We start from the raw sequence: 20,141 nt of genomic DNA on the forward strand, positions 1-20,141 counted from the left end.
GCCATCCGGCGCAGCGCGCAACCAGTGGCGCGGCTGCAGCGCCAGCCCTTTGCTGTGCGTGATCCGCCGCTGCTGTACGCCAGCTGGCGGTGCCGGCAGCTGCTCTGCCGTGCCCTGCAGCGGCGCGTTGCCGGCTTTGGCATAGTCCGCCAGCGCCTCCGGCAGATCGACCACAAACACTTCCGGCACTTTTTCACCACTGGCATTGCGCGTATCGCCGATAAAGGCGATGGCCCAGCGCTGCCAGCTGCCGTCCGCTTTCTGGTAGCCGCGCTCACCAATCCAGCACTCTTCATAAGCGCGGTCAATCTGATCGCTGCCCGGTTGCGGATCGCGCCGGGTGTGGCTCACCAGCACGCAGTAGTGGCTGCCGTCATATTCGCGCGGATGCTGCTTCGGCGGGCACACCGGATGCAGCGGCACCGCCACGCCGACGTTACGCAGATCTTCACGCACATCGCGCTCATGCATCACGTGATCGTTATAGGTAAAGCTCAGCCGCGAGCCATCCGGACTGAACACATGCACGTGCGAGCCACCACGCAGCGCACCCGGCGTATAGGGCGCGGTGATATCGCAGGCGTCGAGGTTCTCTGCGATGCCCTGCTGAACAATCACGCCGCGCCGGTGATGAAAGTCATAGTGCCAGTGCGCATCGGGATGCTCCGGCCCATGAATACAGACATAGCGCGGCGGCAGATCCGGACTCACGGTCACCACGCCGACGTGCGCGCCATCGCGCGCCTGATACAGCACCTCGACCGCGCCGCTGTGCACGTTGACGCGCTCAATGGTCAGGCTGGTAAACGCGGCGCCGGACGGCCGCACATCAAATGCCAGCCACTGGCTGTCGGCGGTCCAGACGTTGATATTGGTCAGCTGATGATGGCGCTGAGTAAAGGTGAGTTGTTTTTCTGACATGGGGCAACCTCAGATGTAACCGTTGCCGGACAAATTACGTGATGCCGTTCAGTTAAGCAAAAGCTGAGCAGCTAATGCGGGTGCGCAGGCATGCGCACCCGGAAGCTTAGCCCACGCGCTGCACATCCCCCACCAGCAGGATGTAAGAGAGCGCGCCAATCAGCGCAACGGCGGAGATGTACACCAGCGCGGGCGCAAAGCCGTAATCCTGCGCCAGATACCCCACCACCAGTGGTACCGTGATGCCACCGAGGCCGCCGATAAAGTTAAACATGCCGCCGGTCAGGCCGATCAGGCGTACCGGCGCCAGCGACGAGACCAGCGACCAGGTGATGGACGCGAACCCGTTGCCGAAAAAGGCCAGCGCCATCAGCACCATAATCCACAGCGGATCGTTGGTGTAGTTTGCGCCCATAATGCAGGTGGAGATCAGCAGGCCGCAGATGATCGGCGTCTTGCGGGCAAAGCCGAGCGAGCGGCCGCTGCGCACCAGGCGATCGGCCACCATCCCGGAGAGGATCACGCCAACAAAGGCGGCGAGAAACGGCACGGTTGTCATAAAGCCGGCCGTCAGCGCGGCGATATGTTTCTCCTGCGTCAGGTAGTTGGGGAACCAGGTGAGGAAAAACCACAGCGTTGAGGTCACCGCGAACTGGCCGAGATACACGCCGCACAGCTTGCGATGAAACACCAGTTTCCAGTCGGCCGCGGTGAGTTTAACGCGTGCTTTTTTCTCGCCGGGCGCATCGCCATCAACCATCGCGCCACCGGCACGAATGTAATCCAGCTCGGCCTGATTGATGCCTTTGCTCTGGCTCGGCGCCTGATAAACCTTCATCCACACCAGCGACCAGACAATGCCAATCCCGCCGGTGATGATAAACACCCAGTGCCAGCTCAGCAGTTCCTGAATCCAGATCAGCAGCGGCGTGAGAAACGCCAGGCCGACAAACTGACCGGAGGTGTAAAAGCCAACGGCCGAAGCGCGCTCCTGTTCCGGGAACCAGCTGGTAACCAGGCGGTTATTGGTCGGGAAAGCCGGCGCTTCAAAAATACCGGTAATGGCGCGCAGACCTATCAGCGATAATAAGCCGCTGGCGAATCCCTGCAATAATGTCGCCACCGACCAGCCGAGAATAGCGATAAAATAGGTCAGGCGTGAGCCTACGCGATCGAGAAACCAGCCGCCGGGAATCTGGCACAGGGTATATAACCAGGCAAAAGCAGAAAACACATACCCCATTTCTGCTTTGCTGATGCCGAATTCCTGCTGAATATGCGCCGAGGCCACGGCTAAATTAGCGCGATCGACATAACAAATGACTACCGTAATAAAAATCATCAGCAGCGTAATATAACGGCGACGCGTAGGTTTCGCCTGAACAGCAGAGAGATCCATGGTGTTTCTCCGTCAGATGTCAGCTGACGGACGTGCCGAAGCACGCCGCAGCCAACGTAGGGTAAGGTTATCGAAGATAAAAGCCGCAGCAGCGGTAAACTGGCAGCGCGGTGAAAACAGGTTGAGCGCTGCCCTGTGCCTTATATATTCCGCACATGGTTTAAATAGTCAGATGTTTAATCGCCTGATAATCGGTGCTGTTATAAAGCGGTAAACGCAGCGATCGGGCGCAATACTACGGACATTACCACTCGGCTACCGATCCATCAGGAAATCGCCATAATGGGTTGCGCCAGTCTGGCGCATTTTTACTGCGCGCAATCACCAGCTCTTCATTAATTTCCACACCGAGGCCGGGTTTATTTAATGGATAGAAATGGCCGTCATCCATTTTAAAATCATCTTTATTGATCACGTAATCGAGCAGTTCAGCGCCCTGATTATAGTGAATGCCCATGCTCTGCTCCTGGAACACTGCGTTACGCGACACGAAGTCGACATGCAGACAGGCAGCCAGCGCAATCGGCCCCAGCGGACAGTGCGGTGCCAGCGCCACGTCATAGGACTCGGCCATCGCCGCGATTTTGTAGCATTCGGTGATACCGCCGGCGTGCGACAGATCCGGCTGCAGAATCGCCAGCCCACCGGCTTCCAGCACGCGCTTGAACTCGAAGCGGGAGAACATGCGTTCGCCTGCGGCAATCGGCAGATGCGTCTGCGCCGCCAGGCGCGGATAGTATTCTGCCTGCTCGGCCAGCACCGGTTCTTCAATAAACAGCGGACGATACGGCTCCAGCTCTTTGATCAGCACTTTGGCCATCGGCGCGCTGACGCGACCGTGGAAATCGAGGCCAAACTCAATGTCACTGCCAAAGGCTTCGCGGATCTGCGCGACGGTGTTAACAGCGGCATCGACCTGACGTGAATTGTCGATGATGCCCATCTCTTCACAGCCGTTGAGTTTGAAGGTATCAAAGCCGATACCACGTAATTTCTTAATGCCATCAATCACTTCAGCCGGACGATCGCCGCCTACCCAGCTATAGGCTTTGATGCTGTCACGCACCAGACCGCCCAGCAGCTGATACACCGGCACGCCCAGCGCTTTGCCTTTAATATCCCACAGCGCCTGATCGATACCGGCAATGGCGCTCATTAAAATCGGGCCGCCGCGATAAAAACCGCCGCGATACATCACCTGCCACAGATCATTAATCCGCGCCGGATCCTGCCCAATCAGATATTCCGACAGCTCATGCACCGCCGCTTCGACGCTGCGCGCGCGCCCTTCAATCACCGGCTCGCCCCAGCCGATGATGCCTTCGTCGGTTTCAATTTTCAGGAACATCCAGCGCGGCGGCAGGCGATAAGTAGTCAGTTTCGTAATTTTCATTGTACAGCGTCCTTATAGGCAGCAATAAATGCGCGGGCCTTCTCCACGGTGCGCGACAGCGGCTGACCGGCGCGATAGAGATCGCTGCCCAGGCCAGCCCCGACGCAACCGGCGGCGATAAATTCATGCAGGTTTTCCGGCGTGACGCCGCCCACGGCAAAGACCGGCACCTCCGGCGGCAGCACCGCTTTCAGCGCTTTGATGTAGCCCGGACCAAACGCCGACGACGGGAAAATTTTCAGCGCCTGCGCCCCAGCCTGCAGCGCGGTGAAGGCTTCGCTGGCGGTGGCACAGCCTGCGGCAACCAGCATACCGTGCGCCACGGCCTGGCGAATCACCGCAGCATCGGTATTGGGCGTCACCACCAGCTTGCTGTTGAGCGCCGCCAGCTGATCGACCTGCGTCGCCTGCAGCACGGTGCCGGCTCCGATCAGCGCTTTATCGCCGAAGGTTTGCACCATCGCGCCGATACTTTTCGCCCACTCTGGCGAGTTGAGCGGAATTTCAATCGCATCGAAACCGGCGTCGATTAACGCCGCGACGTGCGCTTCAGCTTCATCCGGCGTGATGCCACGCAGAATGGCGATCAGCGGAAGTTTAGTGGGCCAGGACATGCGCAATACTCCTTATTCCGTGCTGGAAAGCGCGATCGCCCTCCAGCGTGACTGAATCTGTTCCGATAAAGGCCAGCGCCTGCTGATAACGCTGTGCCAGTTCACTGCCAGCGATAATGACAATCGGCTGGCGGCTATGCGTTAACTGCTGCGTCATCTGCGCTACTTCATGGCCGATTAACAGGCCAGAGAGAAAATCACTGATATGGCGCCGATCGCGCGCGCCGAGCACGTGGGCGGCACGCACTTCAAACAGGCGCGCCAGAATTGAGCGGTCGTGGCTGCCAATCTGCAAACCGTCCCGGAACGCGTCCGGACTGGCTTCCTGCGCGGGTAAACCGGCGCCAATCAGCGACTGCTTCAGCAGTAAATGGTGCAGCTCGCCAGTCATCACGGTGCGGAAATCGATGACGCGATCCTGTTCCATCTGCACCCACTTGGCGTGCGTGCCCGGCATGACATACAGCGGCGCGGGCTGCAGCGTGACCGCGCCGAGCAGCTGGGTTTCTTCACCGCGCATTACGTTGTAGTTGTCGTCACGTTCGACGCTCAGTCCCGGCACAATCCACGCTTTTCCTTCCACGCAGGTCAGGCGATCGCTTAATGCATTGAGCGCCACCGGGCAGGCGAGATAAGGCACTGCCAGCCAGCCAGCGTTGCTGCCCACCATGCCGGCCATGATCACCGGGACTTCGGCCACCGGCCAGCCGTCGGTAATGGTGGCAAACACCTGAGCAGGCGTGCGGTCGCCGAGGCGCGTCACGCCCGCTTCCGAACGGCGCTCATCGACGCATTCACCGGCGCGGTAATACCAGGCGCGCAGGTTGGTGGAGCCCCAGTCAATGGCGATATAACGGGTCACAAAATCTCCTTGAGTCGGGCGGTTGAGCTGGCAATCATCGCCTTCGCCGCCTGTTCCGCCGCATCGCCATCCTGGTGACGAATGGCATCGAACAGCGCTTTATGTTCGGCTAACGTGCGCGGCATGTTGCCGGAGTCCGCCATGTAGGTTTGCGCAAACACCGCTTTTTGCAACTGGCTGATCGCCACATTAAGCTGCTGCAGCACCGGGTTATGCACCGAGGCCATCACCGCTTCGTGATAGCGGATATCTGCGTCGTTAAAGGCATCACGGTTGAGGTGGTTGGCCACCATCTCGTTGTAGGCCAGCTCAATCGCCGCCAGATCGGTCGACGTTGCCCGCTCGGCCGACCAGCGCGCAATTTGCGGCTCCACCAGCACGCGCACCTCATTCATGGCCGCAATCAGGCGCGGATCGTGATCGTGCGCCAGCGCCCACTGCAGTACATCGCTGTCGAGATAGTTCCACTGGTTACGTGAGGTGACAAACGCGCCGCGGTAGCGCTTCATCTCCATCAGGCGTTTAGCCATCAGGGAGCGATACACTTCGCGGATAATGTTGCGCGAGGTTGAAAATCGCTCGCACAGCTCCGCTTCCGCCGGCAGCGCGGCGCCCGGCACATATTTTCCGGCCACAATCTCTTCACCCAGCGTCTGGATGATGCGCTCTGTTTTACTCAGTGGTTCCTGCGTCATAGGGTTCGATTCCGTGAAAGGCGTGAGCAATCAGATTACTGCTTTCGTCGTGCAAAACCCAATCCCTGACGCATCCTCTGGCGGCAATTGTAGTACTATATGAATTGTTTGTACTACAATATGGATCACAAAACAGACAACCCGTCGGCACACTGGCAGCAAAAAATTCAGCAGAGAAGTGACGGGCAGCAGAACGCCGCCCGCATCAGAGGAGGGTTACAGCACTAGCTCTTCAATGGCGTGCGCGACACCATCTTCCATATTGGTCTTCGTCACGAACTGCGCAATCTGCTTCACGGAATCAATCGCATTGCCCATCGCCACGCCGGTGCCGGCGTATTCAATCATCGCCAGATCGTTTTCCTGATCGCCAATCGCCATCACTTCTGACGGCTGCAGGCCGAGTTTCTCCGCCAGCATTTTTACGCCGTAGCCTTTGTTGACCAGCGGATTAAGGATTTCGAGATAGTAAGGTGCACTTTTCAGAATGGTATAACTGTCGCGCGCGCGCGCCGGTAACGCGGCGATGGCTTTATCCAGCAGCTCCGGTTTGTCGATCATCATCAGTTTCGGGAAGCGCGTCGCCGGGTCCATCTCTTCTACAGCGCGATAGCGCACCGGAATGCCGGTCAGGCTGGCTTCGTGAATGGTGTATTCACTGATGTCTTTATTTGGCGTGTAGAGGAAGGATTTGTCGAACGCCTGAAAATGTACCCCAAGGTCGCGCGCCAGCTGTTCCAGGTAGAGATAGTCATCAAAGCCAAGCGTCTTCTCGGCCACCACCTCACCGCTGTCCGCGCTGTGCGCCAGTGCGCCGTTGTTGCTGATGCAATACTGCCCCGGCTGACGCAGATCCAGCTCCATCAGGTAGCGCTCCACACCAACAAACGGGCGTCCGGTGGCCAGCACGATCGACACACCTTTATCCCGCGCCCGGCCAATCGCCGCTTTGACGCCCGCCGTGATTTCGTGCTGCGGATTCAGCAGCGTGCCGTCCATATCGATCGCAATCAGTTTTATCGCCATAACGTCCTCGGTTAATTCAGGGTCTGGCTTTAATGCTAGCGCGATTCAGCTCACATTGACCAGTTAATCGGCAGCGGAAGATGCGTTGCGAACAAAGAGGTTGGTGCTCAGGAGGGAATTAATAACGGTGATTAAAACAAAAAACCCTTCCGTTTGGGAAGGGTTTTGCGATATCAGATATCGATGTTGGCGGCTTTCAGCGCGTTCTCTTCGATGAAGGCGCGGCGCGGTTCAACCGCATCGCCCATCAGCGTGGTGAACAACTGGTCGGCGGCGATGGCGTCTTTGATGGTGACGCGCAGCATGCGGCGGCTGTCCGGATCCATGGTGGTTTCCCACAGCTGATCCGGGTTCATCTCGCCCAGACCTTTATAGCGCTGCACTGACAGACCGCGGCGCGACTCTTTCACCAGCCAGTCAATCGCCTGCTCGAAGCTGGCAACCGGCTGACGGCGCTCGCCACGCTCAATGTAGGCATCCTCTTCAATCAGACCACGCAGATGCGCGCCGAGTGCACAGATTTTGCGGTATTCCGCGCCGTCAATGAACTCGCTGTCCAGCGGATAATCGGTATCAACACCGTGAGTACGCACGCGCAGCACCGGCTCAAAGCGCTGCTGTTCGCGGTTTTCCCGCACCTGTGCCACATAGCTGCTGCCATGCGCTTCGCGCTCGTTCAGGTAAGCCACCAGGCTCTCCAGCCATGCGGTCACTGCCGTCTGATCGCTGAGATCGCTCAGGGTCGGATGATAAACCAGCGCGCGCAGCAGCGCAGACGGGAAGCGGCGCTCCATACGCTTGATCATCTTCTGGGTGCTGTTGTATTCCGCCACCAGGCTTTCCAGCGGCTCGCCGCCCAGCGCCGGTGCGCTGGCGTTGGTGTGCAGCGTTGCACCGTCCAGCGCGATGGCAATCTGATACTGATCCATCGCGTCGTCATCTTTAATGTACTGCTCCTGCTTGCCCTTCTTCACCTTGTACAGCGGTGGCTGCGCGATGTAGACGTGGCCACGCTCGATGATTTCCGGCATCTGGCGATAGAAGAAGGTCAGCAGCAGCGTACGGATGTGCGAACCATCGACGTCCGCATCGGTCATGATGATGATGCTGTGATAGCGCAACTTGTCCGGGTTGTACTCATCGCGGCCGATACCGCAGCCCAGCGCGGTAATCAGCGTGGCGACTTCCTGTGAAGAGAGCATCTTGTCGAAACGCGCTTTCTCCACGTTAAGGATTTTACCTTTCAGCGGCAGAATCGCCTGGTTCTTACGGTTACGTCCCTGCTTGGCGGAACCTCCTGCAGAGTCACCCTCCACCAGGTAGATTTCAGACAGCGCCGGATCGCGCTCCTGACAGTCTGCCAGCTTGCCCGGCAGGCCCGCCAGGTCCAGCGCGCCTTTACGACGGGTCATTTCACGTGCACGACGTGCGGCTTCACGCGCACGCGCGGCATCGATAATTTTGCCGACCACAATTTTGGCGTCAGACGGATTTTCCAGCAGGTATTCGCTCAGCAGTTCGTTCATCTGCTGTTCCACCGCCGATTTCACCTCGGAAGAGACCAGCTTGTCTTTGGTCTGAGAGGAGAATTTCGGATCCGGTACTTTCACCGAAACTACTGCCACCAGGCCTTCACGCGCGTCGTCACCGGTAGCGCTGACTTTGGCTTTTTTGCTGTAACCTTCTTTATCCATGTAGGCGTTGAGCGTACGCGTCATCGCCGCGCGGAAACCGGCAAGGTGCGTTCCGCCGTCGCGCTGCGGAATATTGTTGGTGAAGCAGTAGATATTTTCCTGGAAACCGTCGTTCCACTGCAGCGCAACTTCAACGCCGATACCGTCTTTTTCGGTGGAGAAGTAGAACACATTGGGGTGAATCGGGTTCTTGTTGCGGTTGAGATATTCAACGAACGCTTTGATACCACCTTCGTAGTGGTAGTGATCGTTTTTATCGTCGCGCTTGTCTTCCAGGCGAATCGACACGCCGGAGTTAAGGAATGACAGCTCGCGCAGACGCTTCGCCAGGATTTCATATTCAAAATCGGTGACGTTGGTGAACGTATCGTGGCTCGGCCAGAAACGCACGCGCGTACCGGTAGCGTCGGTATCGCCGGTCACCGCCAGCGGCGCCTGCGGCACACCGTGCACGTAGGTTTGCTGATGCACTTTGCCGTCGCGACGAATGGTCAGTTCCAGCTTCTGCGACAGGGCGTTCACCACCGATACGCCGACGCCGTGCAGACCACCGGAAACTTTATAAGAGTTGTCATCAAACTTACCGCCGGCATGCAGTACGGTCATGATCACTTCGGCAGCAGAGACGCCCTCTTCCGGGTGGATACCGGTCGGAATACCACGGCCGTCATCCTGTACGGAGACAGAGTTGTCGGCATGGATGGTGACCACGATATCACTACAGTGGCCGGCGAGCGCTTCGTCGATGGCGTTATCCACGACCTCGAATACCATGTGATGCAGACCGGTGCCGTCATCCGTATCGCCGATGTACATACCCGGGCGTTTGCGTACCGCATCAAGCCCTTTCAGGACTTTGATACTTGAGGAGTCATAAGAATTCGACATCAACGTTTCTCGCTCATTTAATCTTCAGGTTGAACCGCTATTTTACCCTGTTCCACGCGGAACATCTTGCCCTTTTCGTCACTCATATCGATTACATGCTCGACACCAATGGCGCTGACAAACACCTGAGCCTGCGTGGCTTTCAGGCGTTCCGCCAGCAGGCGACGACGGGTGTCATCCAGCTCGGAGGCGAAGTCGTCAATCAGGTATAAACAGCGACGTCCGCTGCTGCGCGTCAGGTACTCGCCCTGCGCTAACCGCAACGCACACATCAGCAGCTTTAACTGACCGCGTGAGAGTAAATCTTCCACCGGCGTGCCTTCAGCACGAATCCGAAAATCGGCTTTGTGCGGACCGCTGGCGGTGTAGGTGAGCGCACGATCGCGCTCGAAGTTGCGCTCCAGCAGCTCGCCGAAGTCGCTCTCTTTGTCCCAGCCACGCTGGAAGGAGAAGCTCAGCGCAAACTCCGGTAAAAACTGGCTGCAGGTGACGGTGATTTCGCTGGCAATGGCTGCGCTGTATTCAGCGCGCCAGGCGCTGATCTGTTCTGCCAGCGGCACCAGCTCCTGATCCCATGGCCGGATCTGGCTGTAGCGCGCGACCTGGCGCAGCGCCGCGTTGCGCTGTTTCAGCAGGCGACGCAGATTGCTCCAGGCCAGAAAGAAACCGGGATAAGCATGAAAGCAGCCCCAGTCGATGTAGGCTCTACGGTATTTGGGGCCGCCGTTGAGCAAAGTAAACCCCTCTGGCGTAATCAGCTGCATCGGCAGCAGCTGCGCCAGCTCGGCGACTTTATGGCCGTCGCTGCCGTCGATGCGGACTTTGCTGTCGCCGGCGCGGTTTTTACTCAGGCCGACCGCCAGCTCGCGCTCGCTGCCTTCAATCCGCCCGTGCAACACAAACGCGTCCTGATCGTGACGAATTACGCGTCCGGCCTGCAAACTGCGGAATGCACGGCCGTGACCCAGCGTATAAATCGCCTCCAGCACGCTGGTTTTACCGCTGCCGTTGGCGCCCACAAGAAAATTGAAGCCCGGCGCCAGCGTGAGATCGGCCTGCTCGATATTACGAAAATCTTTAATCAGGAGGCGGGTTAAAGCCATGAACGAATCCAGCTGCGCATTAAGAAGTGGTGTTCACCTAACCCTGCAATCGAGGGCGTTAACGGCGAAGCTAGTTTGCGCACGGCCAGCGCACAGACCCTGGGAGCATACTGAAGTATGTGACCAGGGGCGAGCACTGCCCGGGTGCAAAATAGCGAGTAAGTTAGCCCGCCAGACGATCACAGGCGCATGGGCATCACGACGTAGGCCGCAGCCGGACTGGCTACATCTTCAATCTGCACGCTGGAAACCGAATCGGTCAGCAGCAGACGCACGTTTTCGCACTTCAGCGCGTTCAGCACATCCAGCACGTAGCTGACGTTAAAACCAATCTCCAGCTCGGTGCCGCTGTACGACACGTCCAGCATCTCTTCCGCCTCTTCCTGCTCCGGGTTATTGGCCGTGATGCGCAGCTGATTTTCGGTGATATAGATGCGAACGCCGCGGAACTTCTCGTTCGACAGGATTGCCGCGCGGGCAAAAGCCTGTTTCAGCAGATCGCAGCCCGCTTCCAGCGCTTTGTCAGGATTCTTCGGCAACACACGGCGATAATCCGGGAAACGGCCATCAACCAGCTTCGACGTAAAGATGAAATCGCCGACGTGCGCGCGAATGTTGCTGCTGCCAATCTGCACCTGCAGCGGCGTTTCACCGCCGTCCAGCAGACGGACCAGCTCAATCACACCTTTACGCGGTACGATCACCGAATGGTTCGGCAGCGCCTGTCCGACAGGCATCGAACAGACTGCCAGGCGATGGCCGTCAGTAGCAACGGTGCGCAGCTCTTCGCCTTCGGTCTCGAACAGCATACCGTTGAGATAGTAACGCACATCCTGATGCGCCATGGAGAACTGCGTGGCTTCAATCAGGCGTTTGAGCGTGGCCTGCGGCAACGTGAATTCCACTTCGCTCTGCCAGTCGTCGAGATTCGGGAAGTCGCTGGCTGGCAGCGTCGACAACGAAAAGCGGCTGCGGCCGGAGCGCACCAGCATGCGGTCACCTTCCAGCGTCAGACTGATCTCTGCGCCTTCAGGCAGACCACGGCAAATATCGAGAAACTTACGCGCCGGGACGGTGGTCGCGCCCGGTTCGTGCGGCTGGGTCAGCGCCACGCGCGCCACCATCTCCATCTCAAGATCGGTACCGGTCAGCAGCAGCGTGCCTTCATTCACCTGCAGCAGTAAATTTCCGAGGATCGGCAGCGTCGGGCGTCCGCCAAGCGGGCCACTCACCTGTTGCAGCGGCTTCAGCAACTGCTCACGTTCAACAATAAATTTCATATGCGTCAGGAAGATAATGTTCGAATGAGGTTAGAGAAATCTTCTTTGATGTCGTGGCTCTCTTCACGCAGCTGCTCGATTTTACGGCAGGCATGAAGCACGGTGGTATGGTCACGGCCACCAAACGCATCGCCAATTTCCGGCAGGCTGTGGTTGGTGAGCTCTTTGGCCATCGCCATCGCCATTTGACGCGGACGCGCCACCGAGCGCGAACGGCGCTTCGACAGCAAATCCGCCACTTTAATTTTATAGTACTCGGCCACCGTCTTCTGGATGTTGTCGATGGTTACCAGCTTTTCCTGCAGCGCCAGCAGGTCGCGCAGCGCTTCGCGCACAAAATCGATGGTGATGGCACGCCCGGTAAAGTTGGCATTGGCAATCACGCGATTCAGTGCCCCTTCCAGCTCACGCACGTTAGAGCGCAGACGCTTGGCAATAAAGAAGGCCACTTCGCCCGGCAGACGGATGTCGTTTTCGTCCGCCTTTTTCATCAGGATCGCGACACGCGTCTCCAGCTCAGGCGGCTCGATCGCCACGGTTAATCCCCAGCCAAAGCGTGATTTCAGACGATCTTCCACCCCGTTGATCTCTTTCGGGTAACGATCCGAGGTCAGGATGATCTGCTGATTACCTTCCAGCAGCGCGTTGAAGGTGTGGAAAAACTCTTCCTGCGAGCGCTCTTTATTGGCAAAGAACTGAATATCATCGATCAGCAGCGCGTCCACCGAACGGTAGTAGCGCTTAAACTCCTCGATGGCGTTGTTCTGCAGCGCTTTCACCATATCCTGCACGAAGCGTTCAGAGTGCATATAAACCACTTTGGCATTCGGCTTGCGCGCGATGATGCCATTGCCCACCGCGTGCAGCAGGTGCGTTTTGCCGAGGCCAGTGCCGCCATACAGGAACAGCGGGTTATAAGCGCCGCCAGGATTATCCGCCACCTGACGTGCCGCCGCGCGCGCCAGCTGGTTGGATTTACCCTCAACGAAGTTGTCGAAGTTGTGGCGGTTATTCACGTTCGAGCGGTAGGTCACATCAGCCGGTGCCGGAACCGAATCCCAGCTCGGGCGCAGCGGCTGTGCCGGTGCCGGACGATTCTCAGCCGGTGCGGGCGCGCTGACGCTGCTGGCCATGGCGGGTTGCGTAGCAGCCACCGGCGCAGCCGGGCGCGTACCGACCTCAAAACGCAGCAGCGGCACGTTCGCACCGCAGAATTCATTCAGCAGCCCATTGATACTATTGAGATATTTATCCCGAACCCAGTCGAGTACAAACCGATTTGGTGCATACAAGGCCAGCGTATTGTCGTTCAATTCAGCCTGCAGCGGACGAATCCACATGCTGAATTCGGTGGCAGGAAGCTCATCCTGCAAACGGGCAAGACACTGTTGCCAAAGCGTAAGTGACACGGCGGACTCCACTCGTACAAAATCGATAAGAATTTCAGGCGCTAATAATAGAAACTGTCTTTTTTGACACAGGCGGTCAGAAAGCGCCTGCGACCGCTATCCGCGGTAGTCATCCCCGGCGATCGCAAGGAGGATCGTCAGCGGAAGGGCGGATCATAGCGCAAAGCGCCTCAGAGATCTTCCCTTTCTACACAGTTTTGATCCATTTTATCCACAGGGTGTCCAGGCATGCATCAGTTTACGCCGTCTGCGGAAAAAGCGAGCGGGGATCAGGCTGAAAGCGAGAAATTTTCCACCGCGCTCGCATTTTTGCCGTTACGATCGGCGCGGCGATCGCAAGAAGATCCTGGACGATCCTTGCGCTTTCCTTTATAGCCCGTATAATTCCCCACCCGGCATTGGCGCGTGAAGCTTTGATGCCCGGAATTAGCGGGCTGTATCAGAGTTTTCAGGTCTCGCGCCCAGCGAAGTAAATTGACTCCGGACTGTACAATTATTACAATCCCGCCTCTTTATTAAAGACACATTGAGGCGTCGGTCGTTTTACTGGCCCGAAAACGCGTCACCCAGTGAAATTTTTCAAGTTTAGGTAGAAATCGCCATGAAACGCACTTTTCAACCGTCCGTACTGAAGCGCAACCGTTCTCACGGCTTCCGTGCTCGTATGGCTACTAAAAATGGTCGTCAGGTTCTGGCACGTCGTCGTGCTAAAGGCCGTGCTCGTCTGACCGTTTCTAAGTAATAAAAGCTAACCCTCGTGGTTAAGCTCGCATTTCCCAGGGAGTTACGTTTGTTAACTCCCGCTCATTTCACTTTCGTCTTCCAGCAACCTCTTCGGGCTGGCACGCCGCAAATCACCATCCTCGGCCGCCTTAATTCGCTGGGGCATCCCCGCATCGGTCTTACCGTCGCCAAGAAGCACGTGAAACGCGCCCATGAACGCAACCGGATCAAGCGATTGACCCGCGAAAGCTTTCGTTTGCGTCAACACGAGCTGCCGCCGATGGATTTTGTCATCGTGGCGAAAAAAGGGATTGCTGACCTCGATAACCGTGCACTGACGGAAGCGTTGGAGAAATTATGGCGTCGTCACTGTCGCCTGGCGCGCGGCTCCTGATCGCCCTGATACGCGTTTATCAACGCGCCATCAGCCCACTGCTGGGACCTCATTGCCGGTTCCATCCCACCTGCTCGCAGTATGGGGTGGAAGCTGTACGCCGCTTCGGCATGTTAAAAGGCAGTTGGTTGACGATTAAACGCGTATTAAAATGCCACCCTTTGAACCCGGGTGGCGACGATCCGGTGCCGCCAAAAACCTTTGATACCAGAGAACATTAACGATGGATTCGCAACGCAATCTCTTTCTCATCGCTTTTCTGTTCGTGTCTTTTATGATCTGGCAAGCCTGGCAGACGGACCACGCTCCGCAGCCACAGCAGACCCAGACCACGCAGAACACAAGCAGCGCAGCGGGTGATGCCGCCTCTTCCGGCGTGCCGGCTAGCGGCCAGGGCAAAACGATCACCGTTAAGACTGATGTCCTGTCACTCAACATTAATACCCGCGGCGGTGATATCGAGCAGGCACAGCTGCTGACTTACCCGGACAAACTGGGTTCAGACGCGCCGTTCCAGCTGCTGGAAACCACTCCGGCCTTCGTTTATCAGGCGCAGAGCGGCTTAACCGGCCGTAACGGTCCGGATAACCCGAACAACGGCGCACGTCCGCTGTATACCGCTTCCCAGGATCACTTCGAGATGGCCGATGGCCAGACCGAGCTGCGCGTGCCGCTGAGCTGGACCGGTGAGAACGGCGTGGTTTACACCAAAACCTTCGTGTTCAAACGTGGCGAATTCGCGGTTAACGTCGACTACAACATCAATAACGCCTCGCAGCAGCCGCTGGAAGTGGCGATGTTTGGTCAGCTGAAGCAGACGATCGATCTGCCGAAGCATCGCGATACCGGCAGCAATAACTTTGCGCTGCACACTTTCCGTGGTGCCGCTTACTCGACCAGCGATGCGAAGTATGAAAAATACAAATTCGATACCATCGCTGATAACGAGAACCTGAACACCACCACCAGCAACGGCTGGGTGGCGATGCTGCAGCAGTACTTTGCGACCGCATGGGTGCCGCGCACTCAGGGTAACAATACGCTGTACACCAGCAATCTCGGCAACGGTGTGGCGGCAATCGGCTATAAGTCGGCGCCTGTGACCATCGCCGCCGGCGCGCAGCAGGATCTCGGTGCCACTCTGTGGGTGGGTCCGGAAATCCAGGACAAAATGGCCGCTATCGCGCCACACCTCGATCTGACCGTGGATTACGGCTGGCTGTGGTTCATCTCTCAGCCGCTGTTTAAGCTGCTGAAGTTCCTGCACAGCTTTATCGGTAACTGGGGCTTCTCCATTATCGTTATCACCTTCATCGTGCGTGGCATCATGTACCCGCTGACCAAAGCGCAGTACACCTCGATGGCCAAGATGCGTATGCTGCAGCCGAAGATTCAGGCCATGCGTGAGCGTCTGGGTGATGATAAGCAGAAGCAGAGCCAGGAGATGATGGCGCTGTATAAGGCGGAGAAAGTGAACCCGCTGGGCGGCTGTCTGCCACTGGTTATCCAGATGCCAATCTTCCTGGCGCTGTACTACATGCTGTCCGGTTCCGTTGAACTGCGTCATGCTCCGTTTGTACTGTGGATCCATGACCTGTCCGCGCAGGACCCGTACTACATTCTGCCGGTCATCATGGGTATCACCATGTTCTTCATTCAAAAGATGTCACCGACCACCGTGACCGATCCGATGCAGCAGAAGATCATGACTTACATGCCGGTTATCTTTACCGTGTTCTTCCTGTGGTTCCCGTCAGGTCTGGTGCTGTACTACATCGTCAGCAACCTGGTAACCATTCTCCAGCAGCAGCTGATTTATCGCGGGCTGGAAAAGCGTGGTTTACACAGCCGCGACAAGAAGAAAGCGTAACGCCCGGCAACGCTGAGCAGGACGCAACATCTCCAGGGGCGGCATTTATGCCGCCCTGTTTTTTTGGAAGAAGGTACTTATGAGCCACAGTGACACTATTGTTGCCCAGGCGACGCCTCCCGGCCGTGGTGGCGTCGGTATTCTGCGTATTTCCGGTGGCAAAGCCGCTGAGGTGGCGCAGGCCGTGCTGGGCAAGCTGCCGAAGCCACGCTACGCCGACTATCTGCCCTTTAACGATGCTGATGGCAGCGTGCTGGATCAGGGCATCGCGCTGTGGTTCCCGGGTCCGAACTCCTTTACCGGCGAAGATGTGCTGGAACTGCAGGGCCACGGCGGTCCGGTGATTCTCGATCTGCTGCTGAAGCGCATCGTGGCGCTGCCAGGTGTGCGTATTGCGCAGCCGGGCGAGTTCTCGGAACGCGCCTTTCTGAATGACAAGCTCGACCTGGCGCAGGCAGAAGCGATTGCCGATCTGATTGATGCCAGCTCCGAGCAGGCCGCCCGCTCCGCCGTCAACTCGCTGCAGGGCGCCTTTTCACTGCGCGTTAATGCGTTAGTGGAAGCACTTACTCACTTGCGCATCTATGTGGAAGCAGCGATTGATTTTCCGGATGAGGAGATCGACTTCCTTTCCGACGGCAAAATCGAAGCGCAGCTGAATGCAGTGATCGGCGATCTCAACGGCGTGCGCGCCGAAGCGCGTCAGGGCAGCCTGCTGCGTGAAGGGATGAAGGTGGTGATTGCCGGTCGTCCCAACGCCGGAAAATCGAGCCTGCTCAACGCACTGGCCGGACGCGAAGCGGCGATTGTGACGGATATCGCCGGCACCACGCGTGACGTGCTGCGCGAGCACATCCACATCGACGGCATGCCGCTGCACATCATCGATACCGCCGGTTTGCGTGAAGCCAGCGACGAAGTGGAACGTATCGGCATTGAACGCGCCTGGCAGGAGATTGAGCAGGCGGATCGCGTCCTGTTCATGGTGGATGGCACCACCACTGACGCCACTGAAGCCGCCGCCATCTGGCCTGATTTCGTGGCGCGCTTACCAGCCGCGTTGCCGATTACCGTGGTACGTAATAAAGCGGACATGACCGGTGAAACGCTGGGCCTGACAGAAGTAAATGGCCACTCACTTATTCGCCTGTCGGCGCGCACCGGCGCTGGCGTCGATACGCTGCGCGAGCACCTGAAACAGAGCATGGGCTTCGCCGGCAATATGGAAGGCGGCTTCCTCGCGCGTCGCCGCCATCTGCAGGCGCTGGAGTTAGCAGCCACTCACTTACAGCAGGGCAAAGAGCAGCTGCTGGGAGCCTGGGCGGGCGAACTGCTGGCTGAAGAGCTGCGGCTGGCGCAGCAGGCGCTGAGCGAAATCACCGGCGAGTTTACCTCCGACGATCTGCTGGGCCGGATTTTCTCCAGCTTTTGTATTGGTAAATAGTCGCCGTCACAGGTCGCCATAAATGGCGCCCCTACAGGGGATTCATGCGATGCTGCAGGGTGCGCATTCAGGCGCACCGGGATCGCTACCAACATACATCTTTGTTATTTGGCGCGCCCTCGCCTTTGTCGTATAACGGTTGAGGGTCGCCGCGTAAACGCAGCGGCCACATCCATTATTCATGCTAAAAATCAGGCGCAGGTTGTTGCCTGAACAGGAGAGAAACATGAGTACACCGCTCGACAGCGTGGCGCTGAACGCGCTGTTTACTGAAGCCCGCACCCATAGCTACTGGCAGGATAAACCGATTTCGCAGGAGGTGCTGAAGCAGCTCTATGCGCTGACGGCGCTGGGGCCGACCTCAGCCAACTGCTCGCCGGGCCGCTTTGTGTTCGTGACGTCTCAGGAAGGTAAAGAGAAGCTGAAACCGGCGCTCTCCTCAGGCAATGTGGATAAAACCATGGCGGCACCGGTGACGGTGATTGTGGCGTGGGATCCGACCTTTTATGAAGCACTGCCAAAACTGTTCCCGCATGGCGATGCACGCAGCTGGTTTACCAGCAGCCCGGATTTGGCCAAAGAGACCGCGTTTCGCAACAGCAGTCTGCAGGCGGGCTATCTGATTCTGGCAGCCCGCTCGCTGGGACTGGATGCCGGCCCGATGTCCGGTTTTGATCCGGCCAAAGTTAACGCCGCGTTCTTTAGCGAAAATAACTGGCAGGTCAATTTACTGATCAACCTCGGCTATGGCGAAGCCAGCAAGCTGCATCCGCGCCTGCCGCGTCTGAGCTTTGACGAAGCCAGCAAATTTGCCTGATGCGTTAAGCCGCGCAGCCGCACGACGCGCTGCGCCATGACTTAGCCCAGCGAGTGAAAACCGCTGTTGAAGTAGACCATCGGCGCTGTCGCTTCGCCCGGCAGCGCAATACCAACGATACGCGCCAGCAGCACGCTGTGGGTGTTCCACTCCACCGTTTTTTCCAGCTGACAATCGAAGCTCACCAGGGCATCAGCCAGCACGGGCGCGCCCGTATTAAGGGTTTGCCATTCACCGCTCTGGAAACGCTCAGCACGGCGCGTCGGCGAGCTGAATTGCGCGCACAGGTCATCGTGCTGCTCGCGCAGAACGTTCACGGCAAAGTAGCCCGCCTGCAGAATGGCATCGTGGCTTGATGCGCTGCGGTTAACGCAGACCAGCAGGCTGGGCGGTTCCGCTGCCAGCGAGCTGACCGAGGTGGCGATCAGCCCGAACTTTTCTCCGCTGGATGAGGTGGTCACCAGCGAGACACCGGCAGTGAGACGGCGCATGCCGTGACGAAATTCATCCAGCGAGATCGATTCCTGGCGAGCAAGAGAGGTAACAGACATAACAACTCCGACGTGCATGGTTTGCGATGCGCACGATTGGCAGATAGGTGAATAATTTAAGCACTTCATTGTGCAGCTCTTTCCTGTCCAAATCCTACACCACATCCGCCGCTTCGGCACCCCATCCGACACCAATGTGCAAAAGCCTCATATTCAATTGCAGCTCATGGCAATGAGATTCGCCTCGTCCTTATCTGAATTTACTGGCTATCCAGCGTAAGCCGGATGCAAACCCATGAGAAAATTCTTACAATAGCCCTGATGATTATCCGACCATTTTCACGGAGCGACAGATGGCTAGTCATTTTGTTCGTTGGGTGGTTAACCCGCCCCTCACCCCAGATACCATGCGGGTTCCACAGGATGTGATGACCAGCGCCGGGCACCTGCCTGATAAGCGCCGCGGCCGCTTTCTTGCCGCACGCGCGCTGCTGGCCCAGCTGATGCTGCGCGTCTATGGTATTCGTGACCTGCCACCGCTGATCGCCAGCAGCAGCGGTCGCCCCTGCTTTGCCGATCCTAATCTGCCTGACTTCAGTATCTCCTATGCCGGTAACATGGTCGGCGTGCTGCTGGCGGAAGAAGGCGGGCGCGCTGGCCTGGATATGGAAATCGTCCGGGCGCATAGCCGTCAGGCGCAGGATGCCCTCACGCAGGGGCTGTCATCGGGTGAAAAGGCGTGGATTAACGCCCAGCAGGATTTTATGGAAGCGGTGACGCAGATCTGGACGCTACGCCAGAGCATCCTCAAACTGACCGGCGAAGCAGATAGCGGTATTGATGCGCTGCGGCTGCATCCGGCGGCCGGCCGGCTGCGATCCAGCGTCTATCCCGATATTCAGGCGGTGTGTGATGCCGAGCCGACGCTGGTGTGGTCCTGCGCGCTGTCGCCCGGCACTGAGCGTTTACGGCTGTGGGAGATTGATGCGCAGCAGCAGTGGCAGTCGCTGCGCGATGTGGAGATGAGCAAACCCAACATCGGTCCGCGCACCCTGCGCCTCACCAGCCTGCCCGGCGAGCGTGTTGCCAGTCAGCCGGAAGTCAGGCATCCCGGATAA

General features: G+C 57.9%; 19 protein-coding genes. 7 read left to right on the top strand and 12 right to left on the bottom strand.

From position 1 onward, the window contains the following. From ERD80_RS06095 to dnaA, 11 genes are all read right to left on the bottom strand, one after another. A partial coding sequence (locus tag ERD80_RS06095; protein ID WP_136546218.1) for a DUF3748 domain-containing protein occupies window positions 1–921 on the bottom strand: 921 nt, incomplete at its 3' end. Between the two features lie 106 nt (window positions 922–1,027). Next, complete coding sequence (locus tag ERD80_RS06100; RefSeq protein ID WP_058770733.1) at window positions 1,028–2,320, bottom strand: MFS transporter; 1,293 nt, start codon at window positions 2,318–2,320, stop codon at window positions 1,028–1,030. A 244-nt stretch (window positions 2,321–2,564) separates the two neighbouring features. Beyond that, window positions 2,565–3,713: a galactonate dehydratase gene (dgoD, locus tag ERD80_RS06105; protein WP_021506906.1), complete on the bottom strand. Its 1,149-nt coding sequence runs from the start codon at window positions 3,711–3,713 to the stop codon at window positions 2,565–2,567. Further along, complete coding sequence (locus ERD80_RS06110) at window positions 3,710–4,327, bottom strand: 2-dehydro-3-deoxy-6-phosphogalactonate aldolase (RefSeq protein ID WP_136546220.1); 618 nt, start codon at window positions 4,325–4,327, stop codon at window positions 3,710–3,712. Before ERD80_RS06110 ends, dgoD begins: the two co-directional genes overlap by 4 nt. After that, a complete protein-coding gene (locus ERD80_RS06115; protein WP_136546222.1) occupies window positions 4,311–5,189 on the bottom strand; it encodes a 2-dehydro-3-deoxygalactonokinase in 879 nt (292 codons plus the stop codon). Before ERD80_RS06115 ends, ERD80_RS06110 begins: the two co-directional genes overlap by 17 nt. Further along, on the bottom strand, window positions 5,186–5,884 hold the full coding sequence (locus ERD80_RS06120) for a FadR/GntR family transcriptional regulator (RefSeq protein ID WP_058770730.1): 699 nt from the start codon (window positions 5,882–5,884) through the stop codon (window positions 5,186–5,188). The genes ERD80_RS06115 and ERD80_RS06120 overlap by 4 nt, the downstream gene beginning before the upstream one ends. 216 nt (window positions 5,885–6,100) lie before the next feature. Beyond that, the gene (gene yidA, locus ERD80_RS06125) at window positions 6,101–6,910 is read right to left on the bottom strand and encodes a sugar-phosphatase (protein WP_058758197.1); all 810 of its coding nucleotides are present in this window, start codon (window positions 6,908–6,910) and stop codon (window positions 6,101–6,103) included. Window positions 6,911–7,083: 173 nt separating this feature from the next. Further along, entirely contained in the window at window positions 7,084–9,492 is a 2,409-nt protein-coding gene (gyrB, locus tag ERD80_RS06130) for a DNA topoisomerase (ATP-hydrolyzing) subunit B (RefSeq protein ID WP_058758200.1), read from the bottom strand. 17 nt (window positions 9,493–9,509) lie between these two features. Beyond that, window positions 9,510–10,595 carry a DNA replication/repair protein RecF gene (gene recF / locus ERD80_RS06135; protein WP_136546224.1) on the bottom strand — a complete coding sequence of 362 codons (1,086 nt, stop codon included), beginning with the start codon at window positions 10,593–10,595 and terminating at the stop codon, window positions 9,510–9,512. 179 nt (window positions 10,596–10,774) lie between these two features. Beyond that, entirely contained in the window at window positions 10,775–11,875 is a 1,101-nt protein-coding gene (gene dnaN / locus ERD80_RS06140; protein ID WP_010617831.1) for a DNA polymerase III subunit beta, read from the bottom strand. Between the two features lie 5 nt (window positions 11,876–11,880). After that, window positions 11,881–13,284: a chromosomal replication initiator protein DnaA gene (gene dnaA, locus ERD80_RS06145; protein ID WP_127833471.1), complete on the bottom strand. Its 1,404-nt coding sequence runs from the start codon at window positions 13,282–13,284 to the stop codon at window positions 11,881–11,883. Window positions 13,285–13,885: 601 nt separating this feature from the next. On the opposite strand from dnaA, the gene rpmH reads away from it, so the two are divergent. The 6 genes from rpmH (at window position 13,886) to ERD80_RS06175 (ending at window position 18,532) form a co-directional block, all read left to right on the top strand. Next, the gene (gene rpmH, locus ERD80_RS06150) at window positions 13,886–14,026 is read left to right on the top strand and encodes a 50S ribosomal protein L34 (RefSeq protein ID WP_000831330.1); all 141 of its coding nucleotides are present in this window, start codon (window positions 13,886–13,888) and stop codon (window positions 14,024–14,026) included. Between the two features lie 15 nt (window positions 14,027–14,041). Next, a complete protein-coding gene (rnpA, locus tag ERD80_RS06155; RefSeq protein WP_040679622.1) occupies window positions 14,042–14,401 on the top strand; it encodes a ribonuclease P protein component in 360 nt (119 codons plus the stop codon). Continuing rightward, window positions 14,365–14,622 (top strand): membrane protein insertion efficiency factor YidD, encoded by a 258-nt coding sequence (yidD, locus tag ERD80_RS06160; RefSeq protein ID WP_071813586.1) that lies wholly within the window; start codon window positions 14,365–14,367, stop codon window positions 14,620–14,622. Before rnpA ends, yidD begins: the two co-directional genes overlap by 37 nt. Window positions 14,623–14,624: 2 nt before the next feature. Further along, window positions 14,625–16,271, top strand: a complete 1,647-nt coding sequence (gene yidC / locus ERD80_RS06165; protein ID WP_021506916.1) for a membrane protein insertase YidC — start codon at window positions 14,625–14,627, stop codon at window positions 16,269–16,271. A gap of 79 nt (window positions 16,272–16,350) precedes the next feature. After that, window positions 16,351–17,715, top strand: coding sequence for a tRNA uridine-5-carboxymethylaminomethyl(34) synthesis GTPase MnmE (gene mnmE / locus ERD80_RS06170; RefSeq protein WP_088516155.1), 1,365 nt, complete (start codon window positions 16,351–16,353; stop codon window positions 17,713–17,715). Window positions 17,716–17,941: 226 nt separating this feature from the next. After that, entirely contained in the window at window positions 17,942–18,532 is a 591-nt protein-coding gene (locus ERD80_RS06175; protein ID WP_021506918.1) for a malonic semialdehyde reductase, read from the top strand. 41 nt (window positions 18,533–18,573) lie between these two features. On the opposite strand, the gene ERD80_RS06180 is transcribed toward ERD80_RS06175, so the two are convergent. Further along, a complete protein-coding gene (locus ERD80_RS06180) occupies window positions 18,574–19,083 on the bottom strand; it encodes a flavin reductase family protein (protein WP_031279601.1) in 510 nt (169 codons plus the stop codon). 293 nt (window positions 19,084–19,376) lie between these two features. Between ERD80_RS06180 and ERD80_RS06185 the strand changes: the two genes are divergently transcribed. After that, window positions 19,377–20,141 (top strand): 4'-phosphopantetheinyl transferase superfamily protein, encoded by a 765-nt coding sequence (locus ERD80_RS06185; protein ID WP_125310371.1) that lies wholly within the window; start codon window positions 19,377–19,379, stop codon window positions 20,139–20,141.

The sequence above is a fragment of the Pantoea sp. R102 genome, from assembly GCF_004916815.1.
In the GTDB taxonomy this organism is placed as follows: domain Bacteria; phylum Pseudomonadota; class Gammaproteobacteria; order Enterobacterales; family Enterobacteriaceae; genus Pantoea; species Pantoea dispersa.

Bases quoted from the DNA above. Each gene is read 5' to 3' on its own strand.
- gyrB (WP_058758200.1), bottom strand. From the start codon at position 9,492: ATGTCGAATTCTTATGACTCCTCAAGTATCAAAGTCCTGAAAGGGCTT.
- dnaN (WP_010617831.1), bottom strand. From the start codon at position 11,875: ATGAAATTTATTGTTGAACGTGAGCAGTTGCTGAAGCCGCTGCAACAG.
- ERD80_RS06180 (WP_031279601.1), bottom strand. From the start codon at position 19,083: ATGTCTGTTACCTCTCTTGCTCGCCAGGAATCGATCTCGCTGGATGAA.
- yidA (WP_058758197.1), bottom strand. From the start codon at position 6,910: ATGGCGATAAAACTGATTGCGATCGATATGGACGGCACGCTGCTGAAT.
- ERD80_RS06175 (WP_021506918.1), top strand. From the start codon at position 17,942: ATGAGTACACCGCTCGACAGCGTGGCGCTGAACGCGCTGTTTACTGAA.
- ERD80_RS06185 (WP_125310371.1), top strand. From the start codon at position 19,377: ATGGCTAGTCATTTTGTTCGTTGGGTGGTTAACCCGCCCCTCACCCCA.
- recF (WP_136546224.1), bottom strand. From the start codon at position 10,595: ATGGCTTTAACCCGCCTCCTGATTAAAGATTTTCGTAATATCGAGCAG.
- ERD80_RS06100 (WP_058770733.1), bottom strand. From the start codon at position 2,320: ATGGATCTCTCTGCTGTTCAGGCGAAACCTACGCGTCGCCGTTATATT.
- rpmH (WP_000831330.1), top strand. From the start codon at position 13,886: ATGAAACGCACTTTTCAACCGTCCGTACTGAAGCGCAACCGTTCTCAC.
- dgoD (WP_021506906.1), bottom strand. From the start codon at position 3,713: ATGAAAATTACGAAACTGACTACTTATCGCCTGCCGCCGCGCTGGATG.
- ERD80_RS06110 (WP_136546220.1), bottom strand. From the start codon at position 4,327: ATGTCCTGGCCCACTAAACTTCCGCTGATCGCCATTCTGCGTGGCATC.
- ERD80_RS06120 (WP_058770730.1), bottom strand. From the start codon at position 5,884: ATGACGCAGGAACCACTGAGTAAAACAGAGCGCATCATCCAGACGCTG.
- yidD (WP_071813586.1), top strand. From the start codon at position 14,365: ATGGCGTCGTCACTGTCGCCTGGCGCGCGGCTCCTGATCGCCCTGATA.
- mnmE (WP_088516155.1), top strand. From the start codon at position 16,351: ATGAGCCACAGTGACACTATTGTTGCCCAGGCGACGCCTCCCGGCCGT.
- yidC (WP_021506916.1), top strand. From the start codon at position 14,625: ATGGATTCGCAACGCAATCTCTTTCTCATCGCTTTTCTGTTCGTGTCT.